Here is a 13481-nt window from a genome sequence, read left to right on the forward strand (position 1 = left end):
GGGAGGCTATTTGCTGTTGTCCGCCGTGGCATCGCCGAAAAGGGCAGGGGAGATCTGGCTGCGGCCGGCTTCAGGCAGCTCGATGCGGAAGTCCTGATTGATGGAGAGGCCCTCACGCCCGCCTCCTGGGCCGCCCTGGAGTAGGACATCCATGAGAACCTTTTGGCCGGGAGGGGCGACGCCGCTGCAATCCACCATCTGGGCATTGTAGCTGCGTTCCCCCACGCGGACTTTCACGCCGCTGGGGTCGAACTCGTAGGTTTCCGTTCCGGTGTTGACGAGGTGGCAGCGGAAGGCGGTGATGTCTTTGGACGGATTCCGTTGGATCTCATAGATGGTCGCGGTGACGCCTTTGTAGGTGGAGGTCATGTCCAGTCCATTGCGCTCCAGCCAGCCCTGGAAAAGACCGGGATTGAGTGACTGGAGTGCCTTGCGGCTCTTGATCTTGCTGAGCATGCCGACGAGTTCTTCCGAGCTGAAATCGATGCGGTTTTTGACCACCTGTTCAGGGGTGGTGGGGGCGGCAGCATCCTTTTCCTGCGGGGGGGAGACGATGACGGCGAGGTTGGCCTCATCGGAAGGGACGAAGCGCAGCAGATGGATGTGGCGGGAGGTGCGAACGGTCGCGTGGCAGGGCTCGCCAGGTTTTACTAAACGGACGACAAGGGTGTCTCCGATGACGTTTTCATAGTGGACGATGGCGACTTTGGCCTGGGTCATTTGTGCGGCCGCATTGGGGTCCGTCACCAGTCCGAAACCTGTCAGTAGCGTGATCTTTTCCGGGAAGGTGATGGTGGTGGCAACGGTGGCATTGATAGAGATGTCATGGACCAGTTTTTTGGAGTCCAGCATGACGAGCTCACGCCCCTGCTGCACCTGTGCCTGTGTGGTGAAGGCGGAGAGGAGAGTGAGGGAAAGGAAGCAAAGGAAGGGTCTCATGAGTCGCTGATTTTCTCCAATTCGTACTTCACCATCTGATCAATGACGGAGGGGAAGGCTTTATTGCGGCGGATATCCGGGTTCAGGCGCCAGAAGAGCTGCAGGCGGAAGCGATAGGTCTCGTTCTGTTCCTTGTTGTTGAATCGGCTGCGACGATAGACAAAGCCAGTCGCCTCCGTGATGCATACGGTGTCAGCCGTGCCCAGGAGGGCGTTGGTTTCGATGCTGAAGGTCTGGTGCACATCTTGGTTCCTGAAGTAGAGGCTTTCGGTTTCCAGCTTTTTGCGTATGAGGCTGTAGCTCTTTTTGGTGCACAAAAGGGGCAGCCTTTGGGCGTGGGTGATGCCCTCAGGTCCCCGGTCGAAAATGGCCTCCACCGCCATTTCGGAGAGGTTCAGGTGCATGGGCTTCATCTTGTTGTAATTCACACCAGGGGCGATGTAGTAGCCGCCGCCGGTGTCCATGACGACGAAGGGGGGGCGGGCCTTCAGCTCCTCGGACATGAGGACGAGGTACCAAGCACAGGTGGAGGCGACGATGCAGGCGACGACGAACCAGAACACCGCCGTTTGGTCACGCGCAATGAGCGTGTCTATGGCACTTTTTTTCTTGGGTAGGGCAGTGGCCATGTCAGGGTTTCTTTTCAGAACTGGAGAACTCTTCCAGGGTGTAGTTGATGTCTGAGCAGACGAACATGAAGCGTTTGTTGGCCCTCAGGCTGGGGTTGCGCTGCCATTGCATGGTGGCACTGACCAGGAAGGACTGGACGACGGTCTCCTTCAGCGTGGGATCGAAGCTGACGCGGATGAGCTGGCCTTCGGTGCTGGTGATGGCGCTGCCGTCGTCAGGATTGTGGACGATGTCCACACGGCCAAGTTCGACCATCTGGTGAATTTTGCGTTTGTCGAAGTCGAAGCTGTTGTCGCGGATGTCGAGGCGGGCTTGATCTAGCCCGTTGCCGATGAAAAGCTGTTCGAGACGGCCTGTGTTCACGGGGCCCTGAGGGCCACGGTTGAGCAAGGTTTCCATCAGCAGCCGGGTATGGAAGTCTGCGGCTTCGTTGAGGTCCTGAGGCTTCATGTCCCGGGCCATGAAAACATCGTACTGCTCAATGGGTACAAAGAGCATGCGCCCACGGCCAAGGAGGGCCTGCCCGTGGAGATACCAGCCCGTGCCGATGATGCAGCCGCAGGAAACAAGAAACCAAAAAATGGCCAGCTTGTCCTTGGCTATGAACATGTCAGTGACGCCTTTCATGAAAATCGAAGTCTGCTCTTAACTGCCTGCTTTTGATGCGGTGGAGGCTGCCCCGCCCATGGCACCTGCCCCTCCGGCCATCATGCCCACGCCCACAGCGGCCCCCGCTCCGGTAGCGGTGAGGGCGGCCCCGCCGGCGGCCATCGCGGCCCCAGAGGCTGCCTGTACCCCCGCACTGGCCATGCTGGAAGAGCCGGAGATCAAGCCCATGCCGATCTGTGCGCCAGTGGTGACGGCTTTGCTCACCACTTTGGGGGCGACGAAAAGGGTGACGAGCATCCAGAGAATGCCCAAGATGATGGGCAGGGTGCTGGTGAACATTGTGAGCAAGGTGGCGATCTGTCCGACGCCTGCTACTGGACCGAGGATGGAATCAAACAAGTCCGGGCCAGATTCCATGACGGCAATGCCGAAGAGCATGCCTAGCCCCCAGCCCAGTGGCCAGAAGCAGATGCCGATCATACCAATGTGGTATTTCACGGCGGTGTCGCGTGTCTGCTCAAAAACGAGCATACCGAGAAAGAGGGGGCCTGCGGCGCTGCCCAGGTAAAGGGCGATGATCTGGATCTGGAATCCAATCCAGAAAAAGACATACATGATCATGGCCACCAGGGCCATTGCCCAGGCGATGACGACCTTGATGTAATACTCCACCCAGGTGAGGGGATTGAAGATGCCAAGGACGATCTCCGGGGCGCTGCCAGTATCAAAAGGGGCGGAGGCAAAGCTGTCACCCACATTGGTCAGCATGGAGATGGGATCCACGCCCAGTTCCACAAGAAGGTCATTGCCCAAGGTGGCCTGGGTGGAAAGCATCCAAGGGCCGTAGAACGGCATGATGGTGACCAGGAGACCCGAGACGATGATATGCCTAACGATGCCTGAGAGATCTCCGCCGATGATTCCCTTGTAGCTTTGGATCAGCAGTCCCGCGAAGACCAGCACAAACATCAGCAACTGCAGGACCTCGCTGCAACGTGCACAGACATCCGCCAAGTTGTCATAAAAAAACGACATGTCGAAGTCCATGGTGCGTCTGGGTAAGCGGTGACTGTTGTGGTAGGGTGGAAAAAGGCGGGCGGTATCCTTTTACATCAGTTGGCGTCTCCGCCGGATGCTTCAGGATTTTCAGCCCCTGCGCCTCCGCCCGCATCGCGGCGGCCCCAGGTGAGATTCGGGATGAGAGGTCTGGCAGTGCCTCCGGGGGCTACACCGCCAAAGGGGATGGGCGTGTAGGTGCCTACAGGTGTGGGGGGCGCGTCGGGATCTCCCGTCTGGTTCATGTGCTGGGCTTCTTCTTGTTTGCCCTTGGCGATGATTTGGGCCTGGGTGGTCAGCTCTTTGTGAGTCATGTCCGCATCAGCCTGGGCCACCAGGATGGTCTGGTTGCACTCTTCAATCTGGCCTCTCAGCACGGTGAGCATGGCATTGAGCTTGTGGATGGAGGCCAGATCCGTGGCTTCCTCGATTTCCTGAACGACCTGGGCCACTTCGTCGTTGAGCGTCTTCTTTCGGGCCAAGGCCTTTTCCCGCACTTCTTTGAATTCTTTGAACTGGGCCATGACGGCGGATTCCAGGCGGTATTTTGCCGGATCGCGGTCCACCTCGGCTCCATCCTTGCGGGTGACTGTGGCACCGATGGGTTCCATGAGCCCGAAAGCGTCATCAGCGAAGACCTCGGCTCCGGTCAGGGCGCCCAGCATCGCACGCTGCTCATCTTTAGTTTTGAGCGTGGTGGCGGAGGAGATGACATCATTTTTGATGATCTGGACAGACCCCAGATTGATGGTGGACGGCTCACCCATGCGATCCAGGCTGGTCTGCAGCTTTTCATTCTGAAGCTGGGCTTCGTTGAGGATCTGGGTGAGTTTCGCTGAAAGCTCTGACTGACCCATTTCCAGCGTGGGTGCGCTGGAGACGACGACGGCACCCTGGGCGAAAGCGCCCGAGGCGACCAGGAAGGAAGCAAGGATGAGGGCAGATGTTTTCATGATGTGCGCGAGTGAGGGATGTGGCCGGTGTTATTCGACGACTTCGATGACCACCTTGCGGGGTTCGACGAGCACGCCGTCAGTCGTCACGTGCTCAGGGACAGGAACTTCATAATAGCGACGCTGGATGGAGGAATCCTCGCTGGGCCGTTCGGCATCGCGCTTCACCCAATAAAGTTCCTTGATGGCATCGCTACGGCCTTTGTTGTATCCGTCGAGATACTTTTGACGGACTTCGTTTTTCGCAAAGCTGTCGCTGATAGCCCCGGCTGCATAGCCTGCGGCGGCACCGGTGATGAGTCCGGAATTGTCTTCGAGAAAGCTGCCATCACTGCCACCACCGGAGCTGCCACTGCCGCTGCCGCCAGAGCTGCCCGATGAGGAATCGTCGTCGCCATTGAGGAGGTTGTCGCCGATGAGGGCCCCGATGAGTCCGCCCGAGGCGGCGCCGAGCAGGCCTTTGTTCATGGTGCCGTCACTGCTGGTGCAGGAGGCCAGCGCGATGCTGAGACCGCTGAGGAGGATGAAGTGTCGTTTCATGCTTTGGACTTGGCTTGGCTGAGGATCATTTTGTAGGCGTCACCGCCGAATTCTTTGAGCTCTTCGTTCTGGCGCTCAAAGGCCTCCCCGGAAGTGGCGGAGGCGAGGATCATTTCCTTGGAGGCCTGATGGCGGCCGATGGCGATGCGGGGGCGGCCGGTGGCCTCGTGATAGTAAACAAAGGACCCGTAGGGGTCGGTCTTCATTTCCGATGGGTCGGGGAAGCTGGTGACCTGCTTTTTCGTGATGGATGGGATGCGGAAGCCCTCGCTCATGCTGTCCACATCGCGCTGGTCCGGCTGCTTTAGCATGAACATGATGCGGGAGTTCCCCACGACTGAGGAGCGCACAGGGTGGTCCTTGATGCGCTGGAACTGCTGGATGATGGAGAAGACCCAGCAGGAATACTTGCGCATACGCTCGTAGTATTCGCGTGTGATACGGTCACCATCCGGCATGGCGAGGAAGGCGGAGAGCTCCTCGAGAATCACGCGTTTGCGGGTAGAGCGCGGGCGGCTCATGATCTCCTTCCTCAGGTCATTGGTAATGAGGAATGCGGCGACGGTGCGCAGCTCTTTCGCGGATTCAGGGATGTAGGACAGCTCAAAGTGGACCACCTTGCCGCTCAAATCCACGTTGTTGACGCCGTCAAGAATGGCACCGTAGCGGCCTGTTCGGCTCCAGGGTTCTAACAACATGCGTAACAGGCCGAGATCCTCATGGGCACGGCGCTGGCGGCTTTCCAGATTCAGCAATTCCACGAACTGGCTGTGGGTGGGCATGTCCTCAGCCTTCATGAGGGTGTAGGCGAGGCTCATCAGGTCCCACTGGTTGCCGGGGTTGTTGAGGTAGTCCTCGACGATTCCCGGATCAATGGCCAGTCGGTTCAGCTCATGGGCCTCCGCGTTGCCTTCTAGCATCTCCGCGCTGAAGTCCAGCCAGGCATCGGCCAGGACGGTGCCCTGGGGCATTTTGCGCCGGCGCCATTCCTCGGCGACGTTGACCCGGCGTGCGGCCTCAAAGCGGCCTTCGGGACTGCGGCTGGCCCAGGTTTCAAACTGGTCCACATAGATGCGTTCGATCTGCTTAGAGAGCAGCGCCTGGCGGATACGGTCCTTGTCAATGTCGGGCGGTGGGCCCGCCATCAGGTGGGCGATGGCGGTGGCTCCGCCAAGTTGGTCGGAGGTCAGCGGCAGGCCGCGGGTGTCGAAGTAGTTGAAGGTGAGGTTGCCATTGGGCTGCACGATGATCGGCTTGCAGCCATAGAGGCGGGTGAAGAGGTTGTAAGATAGGCCTTCCTCCACAATTGCGGTGTAGTCATAGTAAGGGGCGGTCTGGGTGAGGAGGTCGATGGTGAAGACCGACTTGCCCGCGCCAGAGGCCCCGAACATGATGCCGTGCTCCGGTCGCATGGATCCTTTGTTGCCCACGAAGGTGGTGGTGCCGACGAGAGCCCCGCGCGGGCCGTCATAGATGGCTTCGGCCTCGGCTAGATCTCCTGTCGGCGTGCTGGAGACGGGCAGTAGATCGGCCAGGTTGACGTCCTCGACGTAAAGCTTGAAATCGTTGTAGTTGGCCCACGTCCAGCCGGGCATGCAGAGCTGCCAGTAGTTGCGTACGCTGGTCGGCAGGGTGGGCTCATAGGCCTGGGCACCGCCAAGTTTCAGGATGGAATTTTTGATGGCGGAAAGCTTGCTGGCGCAGTTGTCCGGATTGCGGTCCCACACACGCACGATGAGGTGCATGCGGTAGGGCACGACCTCGTTGGTGGTGAGGCGGCGGATGCGGGTGCGCAGCTTCATCAGCGTGGCTTCCAGCGAGGGGGTGATCTTGCCACGCTCCAGCCTCGCTACTTTTCCTTCGGTGGCGACACGGTCTTTTTCGACATCGCCGGCCTCGATGTTGGCGACGATCTGGTAATCCAGAATGTCCATCTGCGTGAGCAGCCGCATCATGCCGATGTAGGTGAACTTGGGCAGCGTCTTCATGACGCAGATGCCCTGGTAAAAGCCGTCCATCTTGAAGGTGGATGTGCCCATGCGGTAAGGGGCCGCATCGCTGTTGAAGCACATTTCGCAGACGGTCTTGGAGGGGTCGTAAATGTCCTCCAGCTTCAGGGCTTCGTTCTCAAAGGCGCTGGGATTGAAGTAACGGTAGAAAGCCTCAAAGTGCTCCATGTTGTCCATGGGGGCGATGCGGCCGCCGAGGCCACCCAGTTGCTGGCGGAGTGTTTCTTCCAGCTCGGACTGCTCGCGTTTGGCGGCTTGCAGCAGCTCCTCGTAATAGGCCCTGCCGCCACCCATGGACTTGCCCTGGATTTTGGAGGTGAAGTAAAATTGCAGATGCTCGCGTCGCAGTTGGTGGTCGCGGATCTTTTTGTCGTAGCGGTTGTAGCGTTCTTCACGCTGGCGGGTGGACCAGCGGTCCTGCGGCAGTTCCTCGGTGTTTTGGCGGTAGCGCTCCAGTTCCTTCCGGTAGTCGCTGTCCACACTCCAGGAGACCTGCATGCGCAGTTCTGGGCGGATCATGCGCAGGAGCACCCGTAGGTTGTCCTCCAGGGACATGAGCCAGGAGGCATCCGTGTTTTCCGTGTCGGGCATCTCCACGTTGTACCCTTTGCCGATGGCACCTCCACGGGCGAGGCCGCGATAGATGATGAGGTCCTCGTCGAGGTAAGAATTCACGAATTTCGCCATCGCTTTAAATGTCTTTCTCCTTGGTCGGATCATCCACCCAAGGCAGGGAGATCGGCTCGACCTGTTTGGGGGAGAAATAGGGGTTGTTGCTGGCCTTGATGATGAGCCACTCTCCCAGTTCAACGTCGTAGGAGGGGGGCTTGCCCTGCTTCAGGCCGAAGCAGTAGGCTGAGACGACAATGAGGGGAATGGAGGCAAAGATGATGGCCAGCAGCATATTCGGATTGGCCTCACCCGCGAATTTGCGAAAGATGAGCATGGACAGCCCGAGGGCGAGCATGAAGAAAAGGGCGTTGAGACCCTCGAAGCCGGCGATGCCCTGCTGGGTTTCGCGGCCTTCATTGGTTTCGTGAAGCCGTACGGACTGCTGTTCCATGACAGTGGGCAGTTGTGCCAGAGTTCCCCTTGGATAAGCGAGAGCCACTTACCCAAGGGGTTCGGGAGGAGAGAACCGTCTAACGATTACGGAGCCTCGCCCATGTTGACGTTTTCGATGTTTTGGCCACCGCCGGAAGCATTGAACATGACCTTCACAATGATGAAGGAAAGACCGCCGATACCGGCACCCACCAGGCCGTAAAGCACACGCTCAGTCTGGCCCATCATGAACATGACGGCAGAGAAAAGCAGGCCGCCGAAGGCGAGGACCAGACCAACCATGTTGAGGATGCTGACGACGCCGCTCATGCTGCCGGCGAGAGATTCTTCTGTGCCTGCCTGGGCAAGCGGCATGGTGAAGCGGAGGATGTTGACTCCTGCCATTGTGATTGCGACTGGGCTCATAGTATTGCGATGGTGTTTGTTGTGTTTGGGTTAGCTTGCGGGCACGGCGGCCTTCTGCTGGCAGTGGTTATGCTTTCTGTTTCCGGGTGTGACAGACTTTTTTTATAAAGTACGGCCGCCGCAGTCCGCCCACACGAAGAGGGGGCCTCGCACGCGTTCGTGGCGGCAGTTTTTCGGTGGCTCGGCGGGCTGTCACCCGGGATGGCAAACCTCAGCCCACCAGCGCATTGCGCAGGGCGGCGAGTTCTTCCTGCACGGACTCGTCCGTAGGATCGGCAAGGGTGGCAGCGACGAGGTCCCGCATGATTTCCCGGAAGCGCTTGCGCAGCCGTGAAATGGATTGGCGCACGGCATCATGGCTGATGCCGAGTTGGGCGGCCATCTCGGCATCATTGCCAGAGCCTGCCTGCGAAGGGTCCAGGCGGCTACGGAGGAGGCGGAAGTGCTCTTCTTTGCCGGCCGCCGCCTGTTCTTTGGCCAGTTGATCCACAGCGGCCTCAATGATGCGCAGGGCACAAAGACGCTGGTAGATGGATTCTGGGGTGCGGTGGTCTGCCGGATCAATGGTGATTTCGTCTTCGGCCTGGGAGGCTTCGATGGAGACGATTTCGCGCCCGCCGCCGCGTTTTTGGGCGTTGGCCTGGCGCTGCCAGTGCTTGATGTGGCGACTGAAGGCCGTAAGCAGGTAGTTACGCATTTTCCCCATCGATGAGTCGGCCATGGAGAAGAGGTCCTTCTCAAGCGCAAAGCTGAAGAAACTCTGCGTCAGATCTTCAGCATCAGCCGGGGGGAGGCCCTGATAACGGGCATAAGAGTAGATGGGGCGCCAATAGATCTGACAGAGTTCATCCAGGGCCAGCCGTCCACGGCGAGAATCATCCACGTCACGCAGGGCTAAAACGACGCTCCACCGGGTCGCGGGAAAACCTCCATGATGTGTGTGTGAATTCATGTGCAGTGGGAGTCTGAGGAATTTTCCTGTGAAAGCCGCATTTGGCAACTTGTGAGCTGCAACTTCTGAAGAAAAATCCGTCACAAAAGCTTGGTTATGTGGCTAATAACGCCGTTGTCCACGCTTTTTGACAATCTGGGGTCCTAGACGAGGACGCTGGTTTTTTCTAAAAAAACAATCATCTAAAATCCACATTCAACTGCATCATGGGAAGAAAGCCCGCTCACAAAAAACCTACAGCCACCTTGAACGGACTCAATCCGTTAGGACTGCTGGACGGAGTTTTGGGTGGGCAGGCAACGGACTGGGAGCCGCCCATGGCGGAGGAGCTGGAGCCGCTGTTTCCGGGTTACCATGATTTCCAGTTCATTGACCGTGGTGGTATGGGGGCGGTGTATGCAGCCACACAAAAGTCTTTGGAACGGCGGGTGGCCATCAAGATCCTGCCGCCGGAGATGGGTCAGGATATGGCCTTTGTGGACCGCTTCCATCAGGAGGCCCGTCTTCTGGCTCGCCTGCAGCATCCGCACATCGTGGCCGTGTATGACTTTGGGCGCAATGCATCGGGGCATCTCTTCATCGTCATGGAGTATGTGGAGGGGACCTCGCTGCTGGACGTGATGAAGCAGGGGCAGATGCCTTTGAGCAAGGTGCTGGAAGTCATCACCCAGGTGTGTGAGGCGCTGCAGTTTGCCCATGATCATGGGGTGATCCACCGTGACATCAAGCCGACGAATATCCTCCTGGATGTGTGGGGGCGAGCAAGGGTGGCAGACTTTGGCCTGGCCAAACTGGCTGCAAGCTCCCAGCATGCGACGACGCAGAGCCGGTCTGGCATGGTGATGGGCACACCAGGATATGCCGCGCCAGAACAGCGCCGTGCTGAGGCGGACTTGGACCATCGGGCCGATATCTTTAGTGTGGGGGTGACTCTGTATGAACTGCTGACGGGGCACCTGCCGGTGGGCGTGTTTGAGCCACCTTCCAAAAAATCTGAGGCCCCGGTGGTTTTGGACAAAGTGGTGACGCGGGCGCTGCGTGAGCGCCCTGCGGACCGATACCAGCGCGCCAGCGACATGCGGCAGGCGCTCGCCAAAGTGGCTGAGCAAATGGAGCGGTCCGTGATGCACCGAGCCATCGCGAAACGGCCCATGGTTTCCATGATGACCTCGGTGATCGTGGGGGCAGGTTTTATCTATTTACTGGATGCTTTGAATAATGAACTGTTGCTAAAGCCGCAGCCCGTCAGCGCCACCTATGTGGACAGCGAGCATGGCCCCACAGTGGTGAGACTGAACGATCAGTTTTCTCTGGTGCGGCTGAAGCTGAGCTGGGAGGAGGCGCGGCGGCGAATTCAGGTGACATCAGGGGTGGAAATGGCCAGTTTTCACTCCCAGAAGGAAGTGGATGAGGTGACTGAAAAATTGCGGGAAATGGGCGTGAATTCTCCGGTGTGGACGGGGGGCAAAGTGGAGCCGGAAACTGGCCGTGTGAGCTGGGATGATGGCAGTGCCTTTGACTTTGAAGCCTGGATGCCGCGTGCGGAGACTCCGCCTCTGCGGATTACGGAGATTCAGGCAAAAAACCGCACTACTCTGAAGGATGCGCAGGGCAATACGCCGGACTGGATCGAGGTGCACAATTCTGGATCGAAGCCAATGAACATCACCGGATGGCACCTCAGACATCTCACGGGCAGGTATGCTTTTGAGGGTAGGCTGGGTGGTGTGCGCAGCCAGATCCCTACCGACAATCTGGTCATCCAGCCGGGGGAATACAAAGTGATCTATTGCATTGAATCTGAAACGCCCCAGGACGGCGGGCTGATGTTTGGTTTCCAATTGGAGGCGCAGGTGGGGCGGTTGCGTTGGTGCGATCCTTATGGCCAGGTTATCCAATCCATTGAGACGGATTGGGAACTCTTTCCGGCAGATGGCAGCCTAGTGTGTGATGCCGAAGGGCAAAACTGGGCTTGGGCTACAAAGCCAACCCCTGGAGCAGAGAACCCACCTTTTGAGGAGAATCAAGGTTTCCACAGTGGGCCATCCACGTCATCCACGCCTATGGCAGTCCTGTTACTGCCAGACTTTGACGGGAGATGGACGCTGGATGTCCAGCGGCGCACAGCGTGGTCCCTCATTCGTCGTGCACCCACAGGGCCTGCGGCCAGGCGCTGAAAAACGTGCAGCGACAGGTTTTGCTAGAGGCCTATTTTTTGAAGAGCTTTTTGAAGAAATTGGCTTTCGGCTTTTCTTCTTTTGCCTCCGGTACTGCCGCAGGCGCGGTCGGCTGAGCGCCGTCTGCGGGGATCTGAATGGGGGCAAAGCGTGAGGAATTGCCAGCCGGGGGGGCGGTTGCGCCGCTGCCCGTGTAGTCCACTGCGGCGGGCTTGATCATGGGCTCGGCAGCCGTGTCCACATTGACCACTTTGGGGGTCAGGGCCTTACCGTCCTTGCTGTATTCATGGATGACCTGCTGGAAGAGCTGGCCTTTGAGGTTGGTGAGGCGGTCCTCCTTGCGGCGGCCAAATTCGTCATAAACGGACTGGCAGCGGGCCACGAGATTGCCGCGCCCGTCATAGACATTGCCCTGGAGGGGTTCTCCCTTGTCATTCAGAAGAAAGACCTTTTTGACCGTCAGTTGCCCAGCGGTGTTGTAGGTCATCTCGGTCATTTCCCGGTTGTTGGGATCGCGCACGGATTCAGTGCGCGAGTCATCGGTATGGTAAATGGTGCGGCCTACGACAGGCTGGCCACCGGCTGTGCCCTGAGAGAGGGCCGCTAGGGGGAGGGAACAAATGCCAAGAATGACGGCGCAGTTTTTCATGGTTTCCAGGAAACGTTGAGCCAGACTAGCCTGACACGCCTTTTTCGACAATCACGTTTTCTGCCTATGATCCTTCCTTCCAACCCTTCCTCCGATGACTGGAGCCGCTTCCTTGAATCCACGGCTGCCGAATTTGGCTGCGTGACTGGTACCCTGCACCGCTTTGACCCGGCGGACCAGCATCTGAAACTGGTGGCACAGATGGGCATCCCTCCGCAGCTTATGCCGGTGATCCAATCCATCCCGATTGGCAAGGGTATCGCGGGAGCGGCGGCAGAACGGCGGCAGCCCGTGGAACTCTGCAACCTGCAGACGGACACCAGCGGGGTGGCACGTGAAGGCGCCAAGCAGACGCAGGTGCAGGGCAGCCTGGCGGTGCCCGTGCTGGATGGGGAGCGTCTGTGCGGGGCGCTAGGCATCGGCAAACGCGAGGCCTATGATTTTAACGAAGCTGAAAAACAGCGCCTCATGGCCCTGGCTGCGGAAATAGCGTCTGCCCTGGTTCCTTAAAAAGGGTTGGTGGTCACTTGGCCAGCCAGGGCCCATATTCCACCGGCACCGTCGCCTCGAAGTTCATGGGCTGGTCATGGATGGGGTGATGAAGGCTGAGTTTCCAGGCGTGCAGCATGAGCCGTGGGGTGGGGATCTTTTGGCGATTGGGGTGGCCGTAGATCGGGTCGCCCAAAATGGGGAAGCCAAGTCCCTCCTTCATGTGGACGCGGATCTGGTGCGTGCGGCCAGTGAGGAGCTTGCAGCGGATGAGCGCGGTGTCCTTGTAAACGGAGAGCTGTTCCCACTCGGTGATGGCGTCTTTGCCGGCTCCGTCGTAGAGGATGGCCATGCGCTTGCGGTCCACGGGGTGGCGGCCAATGAGGTTCTGGATGCGGCCGCTTTTTTCCTTGGGCACGCCATTGATGGCGGCGAGGTAGATTTTGCTCATGCGTCGCTCCGCAAAGGCTTCTGAGAGGCGGCGATGGGCGATGTCGTTCTTGGCCACGACCATGCAGCCGCTGGTGTCCTTGTCGAGACGGTGGACGATGCCGGGGCGCATTTCACCGCCGATGCCGCTGAGGTCGTCGCAGTGGTGGAGGAGGGCGTTGACGAGGGTGCCGTCGGGATTGCCTGCGGCGGGGTGGACGACGAGTCCGGGGGGCTTGTTCAGCACCAGGATGTCTTTGTCCTCAAACAAGATTTCGAGAGGGATGTCCTGCGCAACCACGGCCACCGGCGTGGCGTCCGGGATGGTGACGGAAATGGCATCTCCGGGCTTCAGTGAGATGCTGGCTTTTGTGGCGCGGCCATTGAGTGTGATGTGCCCGTCACGAATCAAATCTTGCAACCGTGAGCGTGACAGGTCAGTAAGACGTCCCGTGAGATGCTTGTCCAATCGTTGCCCAATATCGCTCTGCTCAGTGATGATCCAGTCCACGTCACATAGTCATGATTCGAATAAATTAGGCAATCTGTAATTTCTGGCATTTCCTGTGCGATGGAAGT

Annotated in this window: 14 protein-coding genes; 2 read left to right on the forward strand and 12 right to left on the reverse strand. The window is 58.7% G+C overall.

Going from position 1 to position 13481, the window contains the following annotated elements; genetic code table 11:
* Nucleotides 1-6: 6 nt before the first annotated feature.
* The 10 genes from ABEB25_RS01705 to ABEB25_RS01750 form a co-directional block, all read right to left on the reverse strand.
* Nucleotides 7-939 (reverse strand): hypothetical protein, encoded by a 933-nt coding sequence (locus ABEB25_RS01705; protein ID WP_345734647.1) that lies wholly within the window; start codon nt 937-939, stop codon nt 7-9.
* The gene (locus ABEB25_RS01710; protein WP_345734648.1) at nt 936-1568 is read right to left on the reverse strand and encodes a hypothetical protein; all 633 of its coding nucleotides are present in this window, start codon (nt 1566-1568) and stop codon (nt 936-938) included. Before ABEB25_RS01710 ends, ABEB25_RS01705 begins: the two co-directional genes overlap by 4 nt.
* 1 nt (nt 1569) lies before the next feature.
* Nucleotides 1570-2196 (reverse strand): hypothetical protein, encoded by a 627-nt coding sequence (locus ABEB25_RS01715; RefSeq protein ID WP_345734649.1) that lies wholly within the window; start codon nt 2194-2196, stop codon nt 1570-1572.
* An 18-nt stretch (nt 2197-2214) separates the two neighbouring features.
* Nucleotides 2215-3213 carry a hypothetical protein gene (locus ABEB25_RS01720; protein WP_345734650.1) on the reverse strand — a complete coding sequence of 333 codons (999 nt, stop codon included), beginning with the start codon at nt 3211-3213 and terminating at the stop codon, nt 2215-2217.
* A gap of 77 nt (nt 3214-3290) precedes the next feature.
* On the reverse strand, nt 3291-4187 hold the full coding sequence (locus ABEB25_RS01725) for a hypothetical protein (protein WP_345734651.1): 897 nt from the start codon (nt 4185-4187) through the stop codon (nt 3291-3293).
* A 30-nt stretch (nt 4188-4217) separates the two neighbouring features.
* Nucleotides 4218-4727 carry a hypothetical protein gene (locus ABEB25_RS01730; RefSeq protein ID WP_345734652.1) on the reverse strand — a complete coding sequence of 170 codons (510 nt, stop codon included), beginning with the start codon at nt 4725-4727 and terminating at the stop codon, nt 4218-4220.
* Nucleotides 4724-7411, reverse strand: a complete 2688-nt coding sequence (locus ABEB25_RS01735; protein ID WP_345734653.1) for a TraG/VirB4 family ATPase — start codon at nt 7409-7411, stop codon at nt 4724-4726. The genes ABEB25_RS01730 and ABEB25_RS01735 overlap by 4 nt, the downstream gene beginning before the upstream one ends.
* A gap of 16 nt (nt 7412-7427) precedes the next feature.
* Complete coding sequence (locus ABEB25_RS01740) at nt 7428-7799, reverse strand: hypothetical protein (protein ID WP_345734654.1); 372 nt, start codon at nt 7797-7799, stop codon at nt 7428-7430.
* Nucleotides 7800-7885: 86 nt separating this feature from the next.
* Nucleotides 7886-8185, reverse strand: coding sequence for a hypothetical protein (locus ABEB25_RS01745; protein WP_345734655.1), 300 nt, complete (start codon nt 8183-8185; stop codon nt 7886-7888).
* A gap of 232 nt (nt 8186-8417) precedes the next feature.
* Nucleotides 8418-9158 carry an RNA polymerase sigma factor gene (locus ABEB25_RS01750; RefSeq protein WP_345734656.1) on the reverse strand — a complete coding sequence of 247 codons (741 nt, stop codon included), beginning with the start codon at nt 9156-9158 and terminating at the stop codon, nt 8418-8420.
* A gap of 245 nt (nt 9159-9403) precedes the next feature.
* Between ABEB25_RS01750 and ABEB25_RS01755 the strand changes: the two genes are divergently transcribed.
* A complete protein-coding gene (locus tag ABEB25_RS01755) occupies nt 9404-11335 on the forward strand; it encodes a protein kinase domain-containing protein (protein WP_345734657.1) in 1932 nt (643 codons plus the stop codon).
* Nucleotides 11336-11366: 31 nt separating this feature from the next.
* On the opposite strand, the gene ABEB25_RS01760 is transcribed toward ABEB25_RS01755, so the two are convergent.
* Nucleotides 11367-11984, reverse strand: coding sequence for a hypothetical protein (locus ABEB25_RS01760; protein WP_345734658.1), 618 nt, complete (start codon nt 11982-11984; stop codon nt 11367-11369).
* A gap of 66 nt (nt 11985-12050) precedes the next feature.
* On the opposite strand from ABEB25_RS01760, the gene ABEB25_RS01765 reads away from it, so the two are divergent.
* A complete protein-coding gene (locus ABEB25_RS01765; RefSeq protein ID WP_345734659.1) occupies nt 12051-12494 on the forward strand; it encodes a GAF domain-containing protein in 444 nt (147 codons plus the stop codon).
* A 13-nt stretch (nt 12495-12507) separates the two neighbouring features.
* On the opposite strand, the gene ABEB25_RS01770 is transcribed toward ABEB25_RS01765, so the two are convergent.
* Nucleotides 12508-13413, reverse strand: a complete 906-nt coding sequence (locus tag ABEB25_RS01770; protein WP_345734660.1) for an RluA family pseudouridine synthase — start codon at nt 13411-13413, stop codon at nt 12508-12510.
* Nucleotides 13414-13481 lie beyond the last annotated feature (68 nt).

Source organism: Prosthecobacter algae, from assembly GCF_039542385.1.
In the GTDB taxonomy this organism is placed as follows: domain Bacteria; phylum Verrucomicrobiota; class Verrucomicrobiia; order Verrucomicrobiales; family Verrucomicrobiaceae; genus Prosthecobacter; species Prosthecobacter algae.